The sequence below is a fragment of the Modestobacter sp. VKM Ac-2984 genome (assembly GCF_026967985.1).
In the GTDB taxonomy this organism is placed as follows: domain Bacteria; phylum Actinomycetota; class Actinomycetes; order Mycobacteriales; family Geodermatophilaceae; genus Modestobacter.
In genome coordinates, this window is sequence record NZ_JAPVBJ010000007.1 from 180,701 (window position 1) to 198,121 (window position 17,421).

18 protein-coding genes are annotated in these 17,421 nt (G+C 75.6%); 8 read left to right on the forward strand and 10 right to left on the reverse strand.

Annotation, left to right across the window (positions count from 1 at the left end):
• The first annotated feature begins 20 nt into the window (after window positions 1-20).
• From O2W16_RS15545 to O2W16_RS15560, 4 genes are all read left to right on the forward strand, one after another.
• Window positions 21-341 carry a hypothetical protein gene (locus tag O2W16_RS15545; RefSeq protein WP_269159717.1) on the forward strand — a complete coding sequence of 107 codons (321 nt, stop codon included), beginning with the start codon at window positions 21-23 and terminating at the stop codon, window positions 339-341.
• An 80-nt stretch (window positions 342-421) separates the two neighbouring features.
• Complete coding sequence (locus O2W16_RS15550; protein ID WP_269159718.1) at window positions 422-883, forward strand: hypothetical protein; 462 nt, start codon at window positions 422-424, stop codon at window positions 881-883.
• A 56-nt stretch (window positions 884-939) separates the two neighbouring features.
• Window positions 940-2,640, forward strand: a complete 1,701-nt coding sequence (locus O2W16_RS15555) for an ABC transporter (RefSeq protein ID WP_269159719.1) — start codon at window positions 940-942, stop codon at window positions 2,638-2,640.
• Window positions 2,637-4,229 (forward strand): YfjP family GTPase, encoded by a 1,593-nt coding sequence (locus tag O2W16_RS15560; RefSeq protein WP_269159720.1) that lies wholly within the window; start codon window positions 2,637-2,639, stop codon window positions 4,227-4,229. The genes O2W16_RS15555 and O2W16_RS15560 overlap by 4 nt, the downstream gene beginning before the upstream one ends.
• 70 nt (window positions 4,230-4,299) lie before the next feature.
• Here O2W16_RS15560 and O2W16_RS15565 read toward each other — a convergent pair whose 3' ends face one another.
• From O2W16_RS15565 to O2W16_RS15590, 6 genes are read right to left on the reverse strand one after another with little or no spacing between them, the layout of a single operon-like run.
• A complete protein-coding gene (locus O2W16_RS15565; protein ID WP_269159721.1) occupies window positions 4,300-5,550 on the reverse strand; it encodes an MFS transporter in 1,251 nt (416 codons plus the stop codon).
• Between the two features lie 29 nt (window positions 5,551-5,579).
• Window positions 5,580-5,981 carry a hypothetical protein gene (locus tag O2W16_RS15570; RefSeq protein WP_269159722.1) on the reverse strand — a complete coding sequence of 134 codons (402 nt, stop codon included), beginning with the start codon at window positions 5,979-5,981 and terminating at the stop codon, window positions 5,580-5,582.
• A gap of 4 nt (window positions 5,982-5,985) precedes the next feature.
• A complete protein-coding gene (locus O2W16_RS15575) occupies window positions 5,986-7,518 on the reverse strand; it encodes a precorrin-2 C(20)-methyltransferase (RefSeq protein ID WP_269159723.1) in 1,533 nt (510 codons plus the stop codon).
• Entirely contained in the window at window positions 7,515-8,135 is a 621-nt protein-coding gene (locus O2W16_RS15580; RefSeq protein ID WP_269159724.1) for a precorrin-8X methylmutase, read from the reverse strand. The genes O2W16_RS15575 and O2W16_RS15580 overlap by 4 nt, the downstream gene beginning before the upstream one ends.
• Window positions 8,135-9,328 (reverse strand): precorrin-3B synthase, encoded by a 1,194-nt coding sequence (gene cobG / locus O2W16_RS15585; RefSeq protein ID WP_269159725.1) that lies wholly within the window; start codon window positions 9,326-9,328, stop codon window positions 8,135-8,137. The genes O2W16_RS15580 and cobG overlap by 1 nt, the downstream gene beginning before the upstream one ends.
• Before the next feature lie 57 nt (window positions 9,329-9,385).
• Entirely contained in the window at window positions 9,386-10,099 is a 714-nt protein-coding gene (locus tag O2W16_RS15590) for a DUF4383 domain-containing protein (RefSeq protein ID WP_269159726.1), read from the reverse strand.
• Window positions 10,100-10,232: 133 nt separating this feature from the next.
• Between O2W16_RS15590 and O2W16_RS15595 the strand changes: the two genes are divergently transcribed.
• Window positions 10,233-10,562: a tetratricopeptide repeat protein gene (locus O2W16_RS15595; protein WP_269159727.1), complete on the forward strand. Its 330-nt coding sequence runs from the start codon at window positions 10,233-10,235 to the stop codon at window positions 10,560-10,562.
• A gap of 67 nt (window positions 10,563-10,629) precedes the next feature.
• On the opposite strand, the gene O2W16_RS15600 is transcribed toward O2W16_RS15595, so the two are convergent.
• Together O2W16_RS15600 and O2W16_RS15605 are read right to left on the reverse strand one after the other, a co-directional pair.
• A complete protein-coding gene (locus O2W16_RS15600) occupies window positions 10,630-12,222 on the reverse strand; it encodes an alanine/glycine:cation symporter family protein (RefSeq protein ID WP_269159728.1) in 1,593 nt (530 codons plus the stop codon).
• Window positions 12,219-12,656: a universal stress protein gene (locus O2W16_RS15605; RefSeq protein WP_269159729.1), complete on the reverse strand. Its 438-nt coding sequence runs from the start codon at window positions 12,654-12,656 to the stop codon at window positions 12,219-12,221. Before O2W16_RS15605 ends, O2W16_RS15600 begins: the two co-directional genes overlap by 4 nt.
• Before the next feature lie 189 nt (window positions 12,657-12,845).
• Here O2W16_RS15605 and O2W16_RS15610 point away from each other — a divergent pair, with 189 nt between their 5' ends.
• The 3 genes from O2W16_RS15610 (at window position 12,846) to O2W16_RS15620 (ending at window position 14,126) form a co-directional block, all read left to right on the forward strand.
• On the forward strand, window positions 12,846-13,430 hold the full coding sequence (locus O2W16_RS15610) for an FKBP-type peptidyl-prolyl cis-trans isomerase (protein WP_269159730.1): 585 nt from the start codon (window positions 12,846-12,848) through the stop codon (window positions 13,428-13,430).
• Between the two features lie 11 nt (window positions 13,431-13,441).
• Window positions 13,442-13,867, forward strand: coding sequence for a VanZ family protein (locus O2W16_RS15615; protein ID WP_269159731.1), 426 nt, complete (start codon window positions 13,442-13,444; stop codon window positions 13,865-13,867).
• A gap of 103 nt (window positions 13,868-13,970) precedes the next feature.
• Entirely contained in the window at window positions 13,971-14,126 is a 156-nt protein-coding gene (locus O2W16_RS15620) for a hypothetical protein (protein ID WP_269159732.1), read from the forward strand.
• Between the two features lie 9 nt (window positions 14,127-14,135).
• Here the strand turns inward: O2W16_RS15620 and O2W16_RS15625 are convergent, their stop codons facing one another.
• Together O2W16_RS15625 and O2W16_RS15630 are read right to left on the reverse strand one after the other, a co-directional pair.
• Complete coding sequence (locus O2W16_RS15625) at window positions 14,136-14,699, reverse strand: hypothetical protein (RefSeq protein WP_269159733.1); 564 nt, start codon at window positions 14,697-14,699, stop codon at window positions 14,136-14,138.
• Window positions 14,700-14,728: 29 nt separating this feature from the next.
• Window positions 14,729-17,419: a GNAT family N-acetyltransferase gene (locus O2W16_RS15630; protein WP_269159734.1), complete on the reverse strand. Its 2,691-nt coding sequence runs from the start codon at window positions 17,417-17,419 to the stop codon at window positions 14,729-14,731.
• Window positions 17,420-17,421: the final 2 nt, after the last annotated feature.

The window sequence follows — 17,421 nt, forward strand, 5'->3', positions numbered from 1 at the left end:
AGCGGGACTACCGTCCGCGCATGGCGGTCGTCCTCGGGTGCGCTCTCGTGCTGGTCGGCATGGCCCTCGCGGTGCACCAGGCTCAGCGGGCGACGAGCGCGGCGGCGCGACCGCTGCGGCTGCGGGAGGCCTCGGCGGAGCTGTCGGACCCCTACCGCCGCTGGTCCAGCATCGCCATCGCCGCGGCGCTCTTCTCCGGCGCCCTGCTCCTCGGGCACGGGCAGCCCTGGTGGCTGCACTACGTGCTCGTGGTGGGGATCGCGGTGCTCACCCTGGTCGTGCAGGCGGTGGCCCTCCGGCTGGCGGCACCGAGCCGCGACCCGGACGGCGTCGCGGGCTGACACCCGGTCCGGCCGTGGCGTTCCGGCCGCGGACCGTCGGACCCACGGTGCACAGTGGGGGACGACGGAGGTGGTGTGCAGTGCTGGGCGAACCGCAGGCGGTCGACCTCGACCCGCTGGACCTGGAGAGCGCGTTGCTGCGTGCGGCGGTGGGTGACTACGCGGCCGAGGCGGCGGTGCTGCTGCTGGCCGATTCCGGCCACTGGCTGCCCCGGCTGCAGGGCGCCGGTCTGATCACCATCGCGCTCGACGCCGATGCAGCCGACGGCGGGCCGTGGGCCGCGGTGCAGTGGGCCGATCTCGACGGCGCGCTCCGTAGAGGTGCCATCGCCGGCAGCGGCGGGCAGCTGCGGCTCCTGCGGGCGGCGGCGAGCCTCGCGGAGGGCCAGCCGCTCGACCTGGCCGACCTGACCGCCGGGCTGGACCGCGAGGAACTGGTCCTCCTGCTGGCGGCGCTGTCCCACGCGGCCGGCAGCCACGAGCACGACGACGGCGAGGGCACCTCGGCCGGCCCGGTCGTGCCCTGGCCGCTGCGCGACTGACCGGGCCTCACCCGGCCGAGGGGTGAGCGGTCGGCGTCCCGGGCAAGATCCCCGGCATGACCTCCCCGCCCGGGCTGCCCGACGCCCTGCAGCAGCTGCGCGACCGGGTCGCCTCCGCACCGCTCGGCCTGGCCGTCCCGGGCCGGGGCGCCGCCGCCCGCACCGCCCGCTCGGTCGTCGACCAGGTCGACGACTACCTGCTGCCCCGGCTGCGCGACCTGGACGCACCGCTGCTCACCGTGGTCGGCGGCTCGACCGGCGCCGGCAAGTCCACGCTGGTCAACAGCCTGCTGGGCGCCCGGGTCACCACCCCCGGCGTGCTCCGCCCGACGACCCGCGCCCCGGTGCTGGTCTGTGCCCCCGCCGACCGGGCCGCGTTCGCCGGTGACCGGGTGCTGCCCGGGCTGACCCGCACCACCGGCGGGGAGGCCGGGCCCGGCGGGCTGCAGCTGGTCGTCTCCGAGGCGCTGCCGGCCGGGCTGGCCCTGGTCGACGCCCCGGACGTCGACTCGGTGGTCGAGGCCAACCGTGACCTGGCCGGGCAGCTGCTGGCCGCCGCCGACCTGTGGGTCTTCGTGACGACGGCGGCCCGCTACGCCGACGCCGTCCCCTGGGACCTGCTGCGCACGGCCCAGGAGCGGGGGACGGCGCTGGCGATCGTGCTGGACCGGGTGCCGCCCGAGGCGGTGGTCGAGGTCGCCGACGACCTGGCCGGGATGCTGCGCCGGGCCCGGCTGGAGAGCGCCCGGCTGTTCGTGGTCGAGGAGCGCCCGCTGACCGACGGGTTCCTGCCCGAGGACCAGGTCGCACCGCTGCGCGACTGGCTGCACGCGCTCGCCGCCGACGCCGAGCAGCGGGCGGCGGTCATCCGGCAGACCCTGGCCGGGGCGCTGGAGAGCCTGCACGACCGGGTCGACGTCGTCGTCGCCGGCGTCGCCGAGCAGGCGGTCGCCGCCGAGGCGCTGCAGGCCGCCGCGGACGCCTCCTACGCCCGGGCGCGGGCGGCTGTCCACGAGGCCGTCGGCAACGGCAGCCTGCTGCGCGGGGAGGTGCTCGCCCGCTGGCAGGAGTTCGTCGGCACCGGCGAGTGGATGCGCAGCCTGCAGGGCCACGTGGGCCGACTGCGCGACCGGGTCGCCGCCGCGTTCTCCGGCCGCAGCAACCCCGCCGACGACCTGGCCGGTGCACTGGAGTCCGGGGTCGAGCTGCTGCTGCGGGCCGAGGCCGACCGGGCCGCGGAGAAGACGGTCACCAACTGGCGGACCCTCCCCGGTGGGATCGACCTGATCGACGGCCGGGAGACCGAGCTGGACGGCGTCTCGCCGTCGTTCGCCGGTGCCTCGGCCGACGAGGTGCGTGCCTGGCAGGGCACGGTGCTGGAGCTGGTGCGCAGCGAGGGGGCGGGCAAGCGGTCCCGGGCCCGGTTGCTGTCCTGGGGCGTCAACGGCGCGGGTGCGGTGGTGATGGTCGCCGTCTTCGCCTCCACCGCCGGGTTGTCGGGTGCAGAGGTGGCCATCGCCGGCGGCACCACCGCGGTCGGCCAGCGGGTGCTGGAGGCGGTGTTCGGGGACGCGGCGGTGCGCGAGCTCGCCGCCCGGGCGCGGGCCGACCTGGACGCCCGCGCCGACCGGCTGCTGCTCACCGAGCAGCGTCGCTTCGACGTGCTGCTCGCTGACGTCGCCCCGGCGCCGGGCGCCGACGCCGAGCTGCGGTCGGCCGCGCAGACGCTGGCTGCCGCCCAGGGAGCGGGCGCGTGAGGCTCGGGCGGCGCAGCGAGCTGTCCCTGACCGACCGGCTGGCCGCGCTGCGCGAGGCGGTCGAGGTGGCCGAGGAGCGGCTGGAGGTGCCGGAGGCGGCCAGCGCGCGCACGCTCCTGGCCAAGGCCGGTGCCCGGGAGGCCCTCGGTGACGCCACCGTCGTGGCGCTCGCCGGGGCGACCGGCAGCGGGAAGTCCACGCTGTTCAACGCGCTCAGCGGCAGCGAGGTGAGCACCCCGGGCGTGCGCCGTCCGACGACCGGCGTGGCGCACGCCAGCGTGTGGGGCCCGGACGGCGCGGACCGGCTGCTCGACTGGCTGCAGGTGCCCCGCCGGCACCGGGTCGAGGCGGGTGATCCCGCGCTCGACGGGCTGGTGCTGCTCGACCTGCCCGACCACGACAGCGTCCGGCTGGAGAACCGGCTGGAGGTCGACCGGCTGGTGGAGCTGGTCGACGTGCTCGTGTGGGTGCTGGACCCGCAGAAGTACGCCGACGCCGCGGTGCACTCGCAGTACCTGGCGCCGCTGGCCGGGCACGCGGGGGTGCTGGTCGTCGTCCTCAACCAGGTCGACCGGCTCGACGAGCCGGCCGCCCGCGCCTGCCTGGCCGACCTCCGGGGGCTGCTGGACCGGGAGGGCCTGGCGGCGACCCCGGTGCTGCCCACCGCGGCCCGCACCGGCGCCGGCCTGCCCGAGCTGCGGGCCGAGCTGGGCCGCCGGGTCGCCGCACGCCGAGCGGCCACCGACCGGCTGGCCGCCGATGCCCGCGCCGCAGCCGGTGCGCTCGCCCAGCACTGCGCCCCCGACGCCGGCCCCGACCGCAGCCGCGACGCCGACGAGTGGGCGGGCCTGACCGAGGCGCTGGCCGACGCCGCCGGCGTGCCGGCCGTGGTCAGCGCCGTGGAACGCTCGGCCCGCCGCAGCGGTGCCGCGCACACCGGGTGGCCGGTGCTGCGCTGGACCGGCAAGCTCCGGGCCGACCCGCTGGGCCGGCTGCACCTGGGCAGCGAGGCGGCGCGCAGCTCGCTGCCCCCGGCCGGCGCCGTGCAGCAGGCGGGGCTGGTCGCGGCGCTGCGCCGGGCACGGGACGCCGCCGGGCAGGGGCTGCCGCAGGCCTGGCGGGACGAGCTGCGCCGCACCGCCGAGTTCTCCGAGGAGCGGCTGGCCGACCGGCTGGACCGGGCGGTCACCGGTACCGACCTCGGCCCGGATCGCACGCCGCTGTGGCAGCGGGCCGTCGGCGGGCTGCAGTGGCTGCTCGTGCTCACTGCGCTGGCCGGCGCGCTGTGGCTGCTCGGCCTCGTCGGCCTGGGGCTGCTCCAGCTGGACGACGTCGTCCCGCTGCCCCGGGTGGAGGGCATCCCGCTGCCGACGCTGCTGCTGGCCGGCGGCCTGCTCGCCGGGCTGTTGCTGGCGTTGCTGGCCCGGCCCCTGGTGCACGCCGGCGCGCGGAGACGGGCCAGACAGGTGCGGCGGCGGTTGCTGGACCGGGTCGGCGAAGTGACCGACGAGGAGGTGGTCGGGCCGCTCACCGAGGCGCGCGAGGACCACTCCCGGTTCTGCGCGGCGGTGACCCGCGCCGGCAGCTGACCCCCGTCTCCCGTGCAGCTCGTGCTCTGCTCACCACGGGTGAGCAGAGCACGAGCACCCGGCGCCAGGCTCAGTCGAGCGCGGCGGCGGGAGACCGGTGCGCGGGCTCCGGGACAGGAGCTGCGGGACGGCGGGCGTGCAGGGCCAGGCCGCCCACCGCCAGCAGGGCCAGCACGATCACGGTCACGCCGTAGACCTGCGCCGTCCGCTCCAGGCCGACGTACCCGGCCGCCACCCCCGCCGCGATCGCCGGGACGCTGAACGCCAGGTAGCTGGCGGTGAAGACCGCGGACAGCAGGGCGGCCCGCTGGCCGGGGGCGACGCCCTGGGTGACGGTGGCCATCGCGCCGAGGAACGCCGCCCCGAACCCGAAGCCGGAGACCACCGCGGCGACGAAGAACAGTGGGAGCGAGCCGGCGGCCAGCGCGGCCACGGTGCCGGCCACCCCGACGGCGAAGACCAGGGCACCGACGACCATCGCCCGGGCCGGCGCCACGGTGCGCATGGAGAGCGAGCCGACCAGGCCGGTGCCGTTGAGCGCGAGGATGACCAGGCTGCCCACGACGTGGTCCTGCACGTCGAAGACGCCGGCCACCAGCGACGGGCCGAGCGAGGCGTAGAGCCCGCCCAGCGCCCAGGTGGCGACCAGGCAGGGCAGGACGACGACGAACGCGCGGCGCTGCGACGCAGGCACCTGCACGCTGGGCCGCAGCGACCGCGCCGCGCCGGGCAGGCGGGGGGAGGACTCCGGCAGGAACACCCACACCCCGGCGGCGGCGGCCAGGCACAGCACGGTGAGCGCGCCGAAGACCCAGCTGGTCGGCGCGGGCAGGAACTCGACCGCCAGGCCGGCGCTCACCGCACCGACCGAGAGCCCCACGGCCGGGGCCGCGGAGTTGACCAGGGCGCCCAGCGGCCGGTCCGGGCGCTGCAGGTCCAGCAGCGCGGCGCCGAACGCGCCGGTCAGCGCGCCGGTGGCCAGCCCCTGGACGATGCGGGCCAGCAGCAGCCACTCCACCCCGTCGGCGGTCAGGAACAGCACCATCGAGACGGCCTCGAGCAGCAGCGCGGCGGCGAGCACCGGGCGGCGACCCACGTGGTCCGACAGCGCCCCGACCACCAGCAGCGACACCAGCAGGGCGAAGGCGTAGACGCCGAAGACGACGGTGATCAGCCCGGAGCCGAAGCCGAACTCCTCCGCGTAGACCCGGTACAGCGGTGAGGGCACCCCGGACGCGGCGAGCATCAGCGTCAGCAGCACCGCCACCGACCAGAAGGCGGCGGGGCGGGCGAGCTCACGGCGCGGCACGAACCGGTGCAAGCCGCAACGAGCCGGTCGTGTTCCCACCGTCACGCGGTGAGCCGGCCGTCCGAGGTCGCCGTGAGCACAGGCAGCACGGTCCACTCGCCGCAGCCGGGCCCGTTCGGCCGGGTCACCTCGGTGTCGACCGGTGCACTGGCCGACCACAGCCTGGTGCCGGCCGGGTCGCGCAGTGTCAGGGAGACCTGCACCGTCTCGACGTCCGGGATCTCCCGTTCCCACCAGACGCCCTGGGACGAGCGCGGGTCCGCGCCGACCTCCACGCCGGTGCACTCGTCGTCCAGGCAGACCTCCGCCGTCGTCCCGGCGGGCAGGTCCAGCGCGCTGGTGTCGACGGCGACGACGGTGAGCGCCGCCATCTCGGTGCACCCCTGCGGCTGGCCGGCGCAGCCGGCGAGCGCCGCCACCAGGAGCATGAGGACGGCGCGCATCAGGTCAGCCGGGGTAGCGGCGGGAGGTGAAGACCTGGCCGGACGGCGTCACCCGGGTCTGGGTGGAGCCGATCATCACCAGGCAGCGCATGTCGACCGTGTCGGGGTCGAACTCACCGAGGGTGGTCACGGTGACCGACTCCTCAGGCCCGCCGACGTCCCGGCCGATGACGACGACCGTCGCGGGGTCCTTCACGTCCAGCAGCACCTTGTGCGCCTCGCCCAGCTGGTGCGGGCGCGCCTTGGAGCGCGGGTTGTAGAGCGCGAGCACCAGGTCGGCGGCGGCCGCGTGCCGCAGCCGGTCCAGCACGACGTCCCACGGCTTGAGGACGTCGGACAGCGAGATGATCGCGAAGTCGTGCCCGAGCGGCGCCCCCACCCGGGAGGCCACCGCCTGCGCCGCCGTGAGCCCGGGCAGCACCCGGACCTCGACGTCGGCGAACTCCGGCTGCGCGGCGACCTCGAGCACCGCGGCGGCCATCGCGAACACGCCGGGATCACCGCTGGAGACGACCGCGACCCGCCGTCCGGACTGCGCCAGCCGCAGCGCCGCCGCGGCCCGCTCGGCCTCCACCCGGTTGTCGCTGGGGTGCCGGGTCTGCCGGGGGTTGACCTCCACCCGGTCCAGGTAGGGGCCGTAGCCGACCAGGTCGTCGGCGCGGGCCAGCGCCTCGGCGGCCTCCGGCGTCGTCCAGCTGCGCTGCCCGGGGCCCAGGCCGACGACCACGACGTCACCGCGCCGGGGTCCGTCGTCCTCGGCCCGTTCGGGGTGGTTGCCCGGCCCGGTGAGCTCGCTGGGCAGCAGGGCGAGGGAGAAGTACGGGACGGTGGCCGGGTCGACGTCGGCGAGCGGCTCGACCCGCTGCCGGTCGGTGGTGGCCCGCTCCACGTACCAGGCGCGGTCGAGCACCCCGGCGGCGTCGAACGCCTCCCGGACTCCTGTGAAGGTGCGGCCCAGCTTCAGCACCGCAGCGGAGTCGGTGGTCGACAGCCACTCGGCGAGCTCGTCGGCGGGCAGCGTGCCGGGCAGCACGGTGAGCACCTCGTCCCGCTCGACCAGCGGCCGGCCGAGCACCGCGGCGGCGCCGCTGACGCTGGTGACGCCCGGGACGACCTCGGTGGGGTACCGGTGGGCCAGCCGCTTGTGCATGTGCATGTACGAGCCGTAGAAGAACGGGTCGCCCTCGGCGAGGACGACGACGTCCCGGCCGGCGTCCAGGTGCGCGGCCAGGCGGGCGGCGGCGGCCTCGTAGAACTCGTCGATCGCCCCCTGGTAACCGCCGGGGTGGTCGGTGGTCTCGGTGGTGACCGGGTAGACCAGCAGCTCCTCGACCTGGCCCTCGCGCAGGTACGGCGCGGCCAGCCCGCGGGCGACCGAGCGGCCGTGCTGGGCGGCGTGGAAGGCGACGACGTCCGCGGCGCCGATCAGCCGGGCGGCCTTGACCGTCACCAGCTCCGGATCGCCCGGCCCCAGCCCGACCCCGTACAGCCGCCCTGTCCCCGCCGAAGGGCCAAAATCGCGACTTTGGCCCCTCATTCGGCGGTGCTCGCCATCGCGTTGACCGCGGCGGCGGTGATGGCGCTGCCGCCGCGCCGGCCGCGGACGGCGAGGAACTCCAGGTCGGCGGCGGCCAGCGCCTCCTTGGACTCCACCGCCCCGATGAAGCCCACCGGGATGCCGATGACGGCGGCCGGCCGCGGGGCCCCGTCACGGATCATCTCCAGCAGGTGGAACAGCGCGGTGGGGGCGTTGCCGATCGCGACGACGGCGCCGTCCAGCCGGTCACCCCACAGGTGCATCGCCGCGGCGGTGCGGGTGGTGCCCATCTCCCGGGCCAGGTCGGGGGTGCGCGGGTCGTTGAGGGTGCAGACGACCTCGTTGAACGCCGGCAGCCGTTTGCGGGTCACCCCGGAGGCGACCATCTGGGAGTCGCACAGCACCGGGGCGCCGGACTCCAGCGCCTTGCGGCCGGCCCGGACGACGTCGGGGGAGAAGGCCACGTCGGCCGCCAGGTCGACCTGACCGCAGGCGTGGATCATCCGGACGGCGACCTGGGCGACGTCCTCGGGCAGCCCGGACAGGTCGGCCTCGGCGCGGATCATGGCGAAGGACTGCCGGTAGATCTCGGCGCCGTCGTGCTCGTAGGAGTACATCAGTCCTCTTCGATCCGGAGTTCGTAGCCGGACGGCGTCGCGACGACGTCGACGACCCCGCCCTGCGGTCGGCCGCAGCGGCGTTCGCAGCCGGCCCAGTGCTGTCGGGCGCCGCCGGCGGGCAGCGTCCGGGTGGAGACGGCGGTGACGGCGTCGGCGCGGACGTCGGCCAGCGACTTGGCGCAGCCCGGGCGGCCGGCGCAGGTGGTCACCTGCAGCCAGGGGCTCGCCTCGTCGAAGACCATGCCGGTGCGGAACAGGTCGACGGCGGCGTCGTCCACGGCGTCCTCGGCCAGGTCGGGCACGACGACGCTGCGCCACGGGGTCAACTGCACGTCGGCGGCGAGCCGGGCGAGGAGATCGGCCTGGTCGGCGGTCAGCCGGCCCAACGGGACGACGCCGATGAGCGCCGTCCGGCCGTCGAGCTGCGTCGCCGCCCCGACCGGCCCCACCACCGGCGCCCCCGGCACCTCGACCGAAGGGCCAAAGTCGCGACTTTGGCCCCTCAGGCGGGTGGCGACGCGGGTGGGGCCGTCGGCGAGCTCGGCCAGCCGCCAGGCGGTCGAGCCCTGGGCGGCGCGCTCGGCGAGGAAGGCGTGGGTGGCGTCCAGGGCCAGCGCGACCGCGTCGTCCGGGGCGCAGCGCAGGCCGGAGTCGACGCCGCCGAGCAGCAGGGCCACCGAGCCGGCGGAGAGCGCCAGCAGGCCGACGTCCCCGCCGAGACCGGCGACGTCGCCCCGCCCGTCGTCCAGGGTCAGCAGGAAACGGCCGGGCAGCTCGGCCAGCGCCGGGTCGGCACGCAGCCCGGCGTCGAAGGCACCGACCCACGGCCGGGCGTCGACGTGCCCGCCCGGAGTGCGCCCGGACAGGGTGCTGGCCAGCACGTTGCGCACCCGCTCGTGCGTGGCGCTGGGCAGCAGGCCGGCGGCGGCCAGCCGGTCGCCCAGCTCGGCCTCCGCACCGGCCGGCAACCCGCGCAGCTGCACGTTGCCCCGGCTGGTCAGCTCCAGGTGCCCGTTCCCGAGCTCCCGGGCCGCGGCCGCCAGCGCCTGCAGCTGCACCGCGCCGATCGCCCCGCCCGGCACCCGGACCCGGGCCAGCCCGCCGTCGGCGGCGGCGTGGGTCTGCAGCGCGCCGGGGCAGGCATCGGCGCGCTCGCGCTGAGCGGGGAGGGAGGTCCCGGGGAAAGACATGGCGCCCGCGAGGCTACTTCCCGCCGCACCCTGGGCAGTCGAGCCCGCCCCTCCCGGTCAGGTCAGCGACGTCCGGTCGAAGGACATCCAGACCCGCCGCCGGTCGGCCCGGGTGCGCACCTTCGCCATCGCGTCCACCCGGCGCTGCTGCTCGGCGGTGGCGCGGTGCTCGACGACGGCGAGCTCGGCCTCCCGCATGTCGTGCTCGGCCGCCGCCTCCGCCGGGGTCTGCGGCAGCTGCGGGTCGAGGTCCTCGGGGGAGACCTCCGGGCCGGGGTCCTCCTTGTACGGGCTGTCGTCCGGCAGGTTGCCGCTGACCCGGCCGTAGGCGCCCAGCGTCAGCAGCACCAGGCCGGCGCCGATGGAGAAGATGACGTTGGCCATCGAGAACGCCAGCAGGTTGAACTCGCTCTCCAGCACCGCGAGGTTGGCCAGCGCCGAGATCAGGAACAGGATGCCGATCAGCAGCATCGTGTTCGACGCGGCGCGGGGCCCGAGGAACGCGGTGACCACCAGCACCAGCGCGGTGACCACCGAGATCGTGGAGAGCAGGCCGTTGGAGGACAGGCCGGCCACCTCGCCGCCGTCGGTGGAGAAGTAGGCCAGCCCGTCGGCGAAGCCGAGCAGGCCGAAGGTGAGCAGGATCAGGCCCACGACCACCGCGCCGACGCGCTGCACGGTGTAGACCACCGACCCGCCACCCTCGTCGGTCTGGTTCGCATCGTCCGAACGGTTCGGCCGACGGTGTCGCAGGTTCTCGCGCACGCTCATGGGTTGCCTCCGTCGTGTGGATGACCAGACACGGGGGCTTCGTCGATGACGGCTCGGACGGATGCGCCGTGTGCACGACACGCCGGGAAGAGCCGTGCGGACGGCGCTGTTACGGGCCGGTGGAAGGAGCGTCATGAACCAGCCGTACGAGATCGACCTGCACTCGGAGTACCTGCGCGCGGACCTCTTCTTCGCGATGGGGCAGCCCGCGGAGGCCGCCCGTGTCCTGGACGGGGTGCTCGCCGCCGAGCCGGACAACCAGGCCGCGCTGGAGCTGCTGGCCCGCAGCTACTTCGGTTCGGCCCAGCTGAGCCGCGCCGAGGAGGCGCTGGCCCGGCTGGTGGAGCTGGCCCCGGCCAACGGGTGGGCCCGCCGCGCACTGGCCCGCACGCTCGAGCGGCAGAACCGCGGGGCGGACGCCGCCGTCCACCACCGCGTCGCCGACGCCCTCGGCGCCGCGTGACCGACGTTCGCTGAGCTCGTCGTCCGGCGGGTGCTCGGAGTCCGGGAGCACCCGCCGGAGCGACAGGTCAGCGGTCCTCGACCGAGGGCGGCGGGTTCGGGGTGGTGCCGTCGACGCCCGTGGTGGCGGCGGTGCTGCCGCCCGTCGGGGAGGGCGTGATGCCCCGCTCGGCGACCGGCAGCAGCGCCCCGTGGGCCAACCGCTCGCGGTAGCCGAAGAGCTCCCGCTTCACCACCCGGCTCAGGATGTAGAGCCCGATGATGTTCGGCAGCGACATCAGGAAGATCATGCTGTCGGAGAAGCCGATCACCGCGTCGAGGGTCGAGGAGGCCCCGATGACCACGAAGATGCAGAAGATCAGCTTCCAGGTCCGGTCCACCACCATCGACTCGCCGAACAGGTAGGTCGACGCCTTCAACCCGTAGTAGCTCCAGGCCAGCATCGTGGAGTAGGCGAACAGGATCACCGCGACCGCCAGCACGATCGGGAACCAGTCCGCCACCGTCTCGAAGGCGGCGGAGGTCGTCTCCACGCCCGGGGCACTGGCCTCGTCCGCCCAGGTGCCGGTGATCACGATGGCCAGCGCGGTCATCGTGCAGATGACGACGGTGTCGATGAAGGGCTCGAGGACGGCGACGTGGCCCTCGGTCGCCGGCTCGTTCGTCTTCACCGCGGAGTGGGCGATCGCGGCCGACCCCAGCCCGGCCTCGTTGCTGAAGGCCGCCCGCCGGAAGCCCTGGATGAGCACGCCGACGACGCCGCCGAACCCGGCCTCGGGGCTGAACGCCGTCCGGAGGATCTCCCAGAGGGCATCGGGGATCTCGGTGAAGTTGGCGAACAGCACGGAGAGGCAGGCGATGACGTAGAAGACGGCCATGAACGGGACGAGCTTGTCGGTGACGCGGGCGATGCTCCGGATCCCGCCGATGATCACCGCACCGACCAGGATCGCGAGCACCAGGCCGAAGACGGCACCGGCCGCCCCGAACCCGAGCCAGCCGTCCTCGCCGCCGGTCACCGACTGGGCCTGGGCGAAGGCCTGGTTGGCCTGGAACATGTTCCCGCCGCCGACGGCGCCGCCCAGGGTGAAGATGCAGAACAGGACCGCGAGGACCTTGCCCAGCGTGCCCTTGCCCTTCTCCTTCAGCCCCTGGCTCAGGTAGTACATGGGCCCACCGGAGACCCGGCCGTCGTCGTAGACCCTGCGGTACTTGACGCCGAGGGTGCACTCGACGCCCTTGGTGCACATGCCGACGAGGCCGGCGATGATCATCCAGAACGTCGCCCCCGGTCCGCCGAGGGAGATGGCCACCGCGACCCCGGCGATGTTCCCGAGGCCCACCGTCCCGGAGACGGCGGTCGCCAGCGCCTGGAAGTGCGTCACCTCCCCGGCGTCGTTCGGGTCGTCGTACTTGCCCTTGATCAGCTGGATCGCGTGACCGAAGGCCCGGAACTGGAAGCCCTTCAGGTAGACCGTGAAGAAGATCCCGGCCAGGACGAGCCAGACCACGATCAGCGGCAGCACGACGCCCTCGTCGATGAAGTCCAGCGGGACGCTGTAGAAGACGATCCCGACGATGAAGTCCGAGATCGGCGCGAAGACGTCGTTGACCTGCTCGTCGAACGTGGCGGCCTGCGGGGAGGGGAGCGACGTGTTCACGGGACCACCAGGACCGGGATCGGGGACAGTTGGATGAGGCTGCTCGGGGTGGACCCGAACAGCAGCGTGCGCACCCGGCTCTGGCCGACCCGGCCGACGATGATCCAGGCGGCGTCCTCCTCGCGGGCGAGGGAGACGAGCGTCTCGGCGGGGTGCCCGTGCCGGACGACGCCCTCGACGGTCAGGTCGCCGGCGGCCGACAGCCGGGCGACCGCGGGGTCGAGCACCCGCTCGCGGGCCGACTTCGCCTCGCGTTCCTTGTCGATCGTGCGGCGTTCGTTCTCCTCCGCCGTGGAGAACGAGTAGGGCGACCAGGGGACGACGCAGGCGAGCACCAGGCGCAGGTCGTGTCTGCGCGCCGCGTCGGCAGCGGCATCAGCCGCTCGCCCGCTCGCCTCGCTCCCGTCGAGCCCCACGATGATCGATGCGGACATTGGGTGACCCCCTGCCGTCGCGGACGTTTCGGGAAAGCTAGTGGCTGGGAACGCCTCACCGCCAGATGGAACAGGGCTTCACTGGCGAAGCTGTGATGTGCTGATGACCGCACGGCCGGCGTCCTGGACCGGCTGGCCGTGCCGAATGCCCGCCTCGACTCGAGCACCTGCTCGGCCAGGAGACCCTTCATGAACCACCGCACCGTCCGCCGCACGCTGCTCGCCGTGCCGCTGTCGCTCGCCCTGTCGCTCCCGCTCGCCGCCTGTGGCGGTGACGAACCGGCCGAACTGGCCGAGGCGCCGGTCGAGGCACCCCTGGAGGAGGAGGCGCCCGCCGTCGACGAGGCACCCGTCGACGAGGCACCCGTCGAGGAGGTGGCGACCGAGGTCTCCACCGACCTGAGCGTGCGGCCGGAGGTGCCGCCGACGGACGCCCCGGCGCCCACCGAACTGGTGACCGAGGACGTCGTCGTCGGCGACGGCGCCGAGGCCACCGTGGGCAGCACCGCGCAGGTCAAGTACGTCGGCGCCTTCTACGGGACCGGCGAGGAGTTCGACGCGTCCTGGGACCGGGGCGAGGACGAGACCCTGCCCGTCCCCCTCGGCGCCGGCCAGGTGATCCCCGGCTTCGAGCAGGGGATCGAGGGCATGCAGGTCGGCGGCCGGCGGGTCATCACCATCCCCAGCGCCCTCGCCTACGGCGACCAGCCCCCGCCGGGCATCCCTCCCGGCTCCGACCTGGTGTTCGTCGTCGACCTCGTCTCGGTGGACTGACCCGGGACCCGGTGGTCGCCGATCCGGACCACCGCCCCGGCCCGGGGCGGTGGTGGGCCCGCGGGCTGCTCGCCGGCTACCTGGCCCTCGGCGCCTTCGTGACGCTGCGGCCCACCCCGATGGGCCGGTTCTCCGGCCCGATCACCCGCACGGTGATCGAGGCCACCGACCTCCCGTGGTCGGTGGCCTTCCCGCTGGTCGAGCGCGGCGGGAACGTGCTGCTGTTCGTCCCGCTGGCGCTGCTGCTGTGCTGGTCGCTGCCCGGGTGGCCCCGGTGGGCGGTCTGGCTGGCGTGCGTGGCCGGGTCGGTGGGCGTCGAGCTCGTCCAGGCGCTGTTCCTGCCGGCGCGCTACCCGTCCCTGGTCGACATCGGGACCAACAGCACCGGCGCCGCGATCGGCGTCGGGCTGCACTGGCTGCTCACCCGCCGCCGCTGACCGCCCGTCCGTGCGTCGGTGCGCTCCGGTGCGGGTACCGGTGGGTGGTCGCCGTCCCCACCTCAGCCCCGGGTGCGCCGGGCGACCGATCCAGGAGCAGACGATGAGCGCACCCACCTGCACCCCGCACCAGGAGCAGCACGAGCACCAGCACGGTCCCAGCTGCGGCCACGAGGCGGTCGAGCACGAGGGCCACGTCGACTACGTGCACGACGGGCACCGGCACGCCGAGCACGACGGCCACTACGACGAGCACTGAGCCCGCGGCTCAGTAGCGGTACCACTCGGGGAGCCGGCTGCGCCGGTCCACCCGCAGGCTGACCAGCCGCCGGCCGTCGGAGGTCAGCGCCTCTGCGGCCGGTGGCTGTTTGCCGCCCCAGACCACCACCAGGTGCCCGTGCCGGGGGACCCGGATCTCCCGCCCGCCGACGACGACCCGGTCGACCGCAGGACCCGCGCGCAGCAGGGCGTGCGAGACGTAGCGGGCACCCCAGGGCATCGACCGCCCGGCGTTCCGCGCCGTCGCGCCACCGCCGGTCCACACCAGGTGACCGCCCAGGACCGCCGCCCCGGGGCGGTCGGTGAGGTCGTCCTCCTCGAGGCCGCCCCCGCCGCCACCGAGCACCGCCCACGCCTGCCCCCGTCGCACGAGGGCCCAGGTCTCCCGGGCCACGTGGCCGACGCTGCGGCGGGCGAAGAGCGTGCACGCGACGTCTCCGTCGACGTCCACCCCCAACGGGACGAACCGTCGGCGTCGACTCAGCCGGGGCGGTGCCTCCGGCACGCCGTGCTCGATGAGCGCGATGCTCTCCGCGAGCGCGTCGTAGGCCACCGCCGCAGGCTGGGGCCCGGCCTCGACCGTCACGCGGCCAGCAGCGCCTCGAGGACGTCCCGGCGCAGGAACGCCAGCCGCGCGCGTTTGGTCGGCAGCTCGACCTCGGGGCCGAGCTCGAAGCCGGTGCGGCGCAGCCGCTCCAGAGCGCCCTCGTTGCCGGCGTCGGGCTCGACGACGACGCGCCGGATGGTCGGGTCCGCGAGCGCAACCGCGCCGAGGGCAGCGGCGAGCCGGAGGGTGAAGCCCGGCTCCGGGGTCGTCGCAGGGGCCAGCAGCACGTGGATGCCGAGGTCGCCGGGCTCGACGTCGTACACCTCGCCCACCGGGTCGGCGGCCGGCTGGTAGGTCTGCAGCAGCCCCACGGGCCGGTCGTCCACGGACACCAGCCAGGCGTGGTGGGTGTCCAGCGAGTCGACGTAGGCGTAGATGTCCCGCACCTGCTCCTCGGTGTGGTCGGTCATCCCCCAGAACCGGGCGCGCTCCTCCCGCACCCAGGAGTGCACGAGCGGGGCGTCGCGGTCGGGGTCCAGGCGGCGCACCTCGAGGGTGCGGCCCTCCCCGAAGGGGTGGGTGCCCTCGGCGAGGCGGGCATCGGTCACGGGATCTCCTCCGGTCGAGCGGGTGGGACGGGGATGAGGTCGGGTGGGTGGGACGGGGATCAGGGAGCCGCGGGCCCAGAGCGCGGTCTGGTCCTCGGCGTGCGGACCGGGCACACCGTCGGCGCCCAGCGGGACCACCCAGCGGCTGGCGTCGCGATCGGCGAGGGCCCAGACGTAGCGGGCCACCGGTCCGCGCAGGCACAGGTCGGTGAGCCCGGGCAGGCTCGCGGTCGCGAGGACGCAGTTGGTGTCACCGGCCAGCGGCAGCCCGTCGGCGGGCCGGACGACGGTCTCCGCCCAGCCGGTGCCGTCGAGGGAGTGCACGGTCCGCAGCCGGTGCGTCGCCCCCCAGTCCGGTGCGGGGGCGGTCGCGGCGTCGGCGAGGGCGTCGCGGACCAGCGCGTCGACGTCGACGCCGTGCCGCGGGAGGACGTCGAGCAGTCGCTCCAGCGCCGTCCCGACCCGCTCCACGGGGGAGAGCCACGGGCCCAGCACCTCCGGGACGCCGGTCGGCTGGTGCAGCGGGGCGAGCAGCGGCAGGTCCAGCACCCGCCGCACCAGGGCGCTGCGCCAGGCGGCGAAGGCCCCGGCGCCGAGGCTGCCGGCGTCCATCCGGCCGTCCCAGGCCAGCAGCTCGGCGCGCAGCCGGGCGGCGGGGGTGCCGGTCTCCGGCCCGGTGTCCCGGCGGAGGGCGTCGAGCAGCCCGGTGGCGGGGGAGGCGGTGTCGACCAGCAGCTCGGCGAGGTCCTCGACCCGCAGGCCGGTGCGGTCGCCGACGAGGGCGCGGAGCCGGGCGGCGCGGTGCGGTGGGGCGAAGACCGTGCCGTACGGGGCGACGTCCGGGCGCGCGTCGTTGGCGGTCACCGCAACGCCGTCCCACGGTGCGCCGTCGGAGACGCGCAGCCCTGCCGGGGGAGGGCAGGTGCCGCGCCAGGCGTGCGCCCGGTCCCACGCCGGCACCGGGTGCCAGCGGTTGTCGGCCGCCCGGTCGGGCACCCGGCCGGCGATCAGCTGGCGCACGTCGCCGGTGGTGTCGGCGACCAGCACGCTGTTCACCGGCTCGACCCACGACGCGAGGGCGGCCTCGACGTCCCCGGCGGTCCGTGCGCGCAGCAGCCGTGGCAGCGCCTCGAACCCGAGCGCGGCGTCCACCCGGCTCGGGGCGCGCAGGCTCAGTGCCTCGGGCTCCTCACCCCCGGACCAGGCCGGCACGACCACCGGTCCGCGGGCGGTCTCCACGGTCTCGACGGTCACCGGCTCGCCGTCGCGGACGGCCAGCCGGACCGTCGCCGTCTCGGCCGGCTCCCAGCCGTCCGGCCCGAGGGCCTGCAGCCGGTCGCCGTCGCGGCGCAGACGCTCCCGGTAGAGGTCCTGGTGCACGGCCATCGCGTTGGTCACCGCCCACGCCACCGTGCCGGTGTGGCCGAAGTGCGCGACCCCCGGGACGCCGGGGAAGGCGAGCCCGACCACGTCGAGGGCCTCGGGCCCGTCCACCACGAGGTGCACCTGCTGGTAGACGCCGGGGCGTTCCAGCAGCCGGTGCGGGTCACCGGCGACGAGCGGCAGCCCGGACGCGGTCCGGGACCCGGTCACCGCGACCGCGTTGCTGCCGTCCGGTGGTCCCAGGCCGAGCGCGGCGGCGAGGTCGGGCCCGAGCCGGGGCCCGAAGGAGCGCAGCAGGTGCCCCCGCCAGACCGTCGTCCCCAGCGAGCCGAACAGCACGTGGTGGACCAGGAAGACCCCCAGCGGGGTCCACGGCTGCCAGCCGCCGTCCCCGCCCCGGGGCAGGCCGAGCGCCTGCAGCTCCGGTGACCGGGCGGCGCCCTCGGCCAGCCCCTCGCGCACGCCCGCCACGTAGGCGGCGACCCAGCGCCGGGTCTCCGGGTCGAGGGCGTCGTGGCAGCGGCGGGCGGTGTCGTCGAGCCGGGCGCGGGCGGCGAAGTCGTCCCAGGACAGCCCGGCGGCGCCGACGTGCGCGGCCAGCGTCGCCTCGCTCCGCCACCGCTCCACCTCCAGCTGCCACGCACGGTCGACGGCGGTGACCCGACCCTGCGCCCAGGCGAGGTCGTCGAGCGAGCCGGCCCGCACGGTCGGCACGCCCCACGGGTCGCGGGTCACCC

Bases quoted from the DNA above. Each gene is read 5' to 3' on its own strand.
- O2W16_RS15545 (WP_269159717.1), top strand. From the start codon at position 21: ATGGCGGTCGTCCTCGGGTGCGCTCTCGTGCTGGTCGGCATGGCCCTC.
- O2W16_RS15555 (WP_269159719.1), top strand. From the start codon at position 940: ATGACCTCCCCGCCCGGGCTGCCCGACGCCCTGCAGCAGCTGCGCGAC.
- O2W16_RS15570 (WP_269159722.1), bottom strand. From the start codon at position 5,981: ATGCGCGCCGTCCTCATGCTCCTGGTGGCGGCGCTCGCCGGCTGCGCC.
- O2W16_RS15575 (WP_269159723.1), bottom strand. From the start codon at position 7,518: ATGAGGGGCCAAAGTCGCGATTTTGGCCCTTCGGCGGGGACAGGGCGG.
- O2W16_RS15580 (WP_269159724.1), bottom strand. From the start codon at position 8,135: ATGTACTCCTACGAGCACGACGGCGCCGAGATCTACCGGCAGTCCTTC.
- cobG (WP_269159725.1), bottom strand. From the start codon at position 9,328: ATGTCTTTCCCCGGGACCTCCCTCCCCGCTCAGCGCGAGCGCGCCGAT.
- O2W16_RS15590 (WP_269159726.1), bottom strand. From the start codon at position 10,099: ATGAGCGTGCGCGAGAACCTGCGACACCGTCGGCCGAACCGTTCGGAC.
- O2W16_RS15595 (WP_269159727.1), top strand. From the start codon at position 10,233: ATGAACCAGCCGTACGAGATCGACCTGCACTCGGAGTACCTGCGCGCG.
- O2W16_RS15605 (WP_269159729.1), bottom strand. From the start codon at position 12,656: ATGTCCGCATCGATCATCGTGGGGCTCGACGGGAGCGAGGCGAGCGGG.
- O2W16_RS15610 (WP_269159730.1), top strand. From the start codon at position 12,846: ATGAACCACCGCACCGTCCGCCGCACGCTGCTCGCCGTGCCGCTGTCG.
- O2W16_RS15620 (WP_269159732.1), top strand. From the start codon at position 13,971: ATGAGCGCACCCACCTGCACCCCGCACCAGGAGCAGCACGAGCACCAG.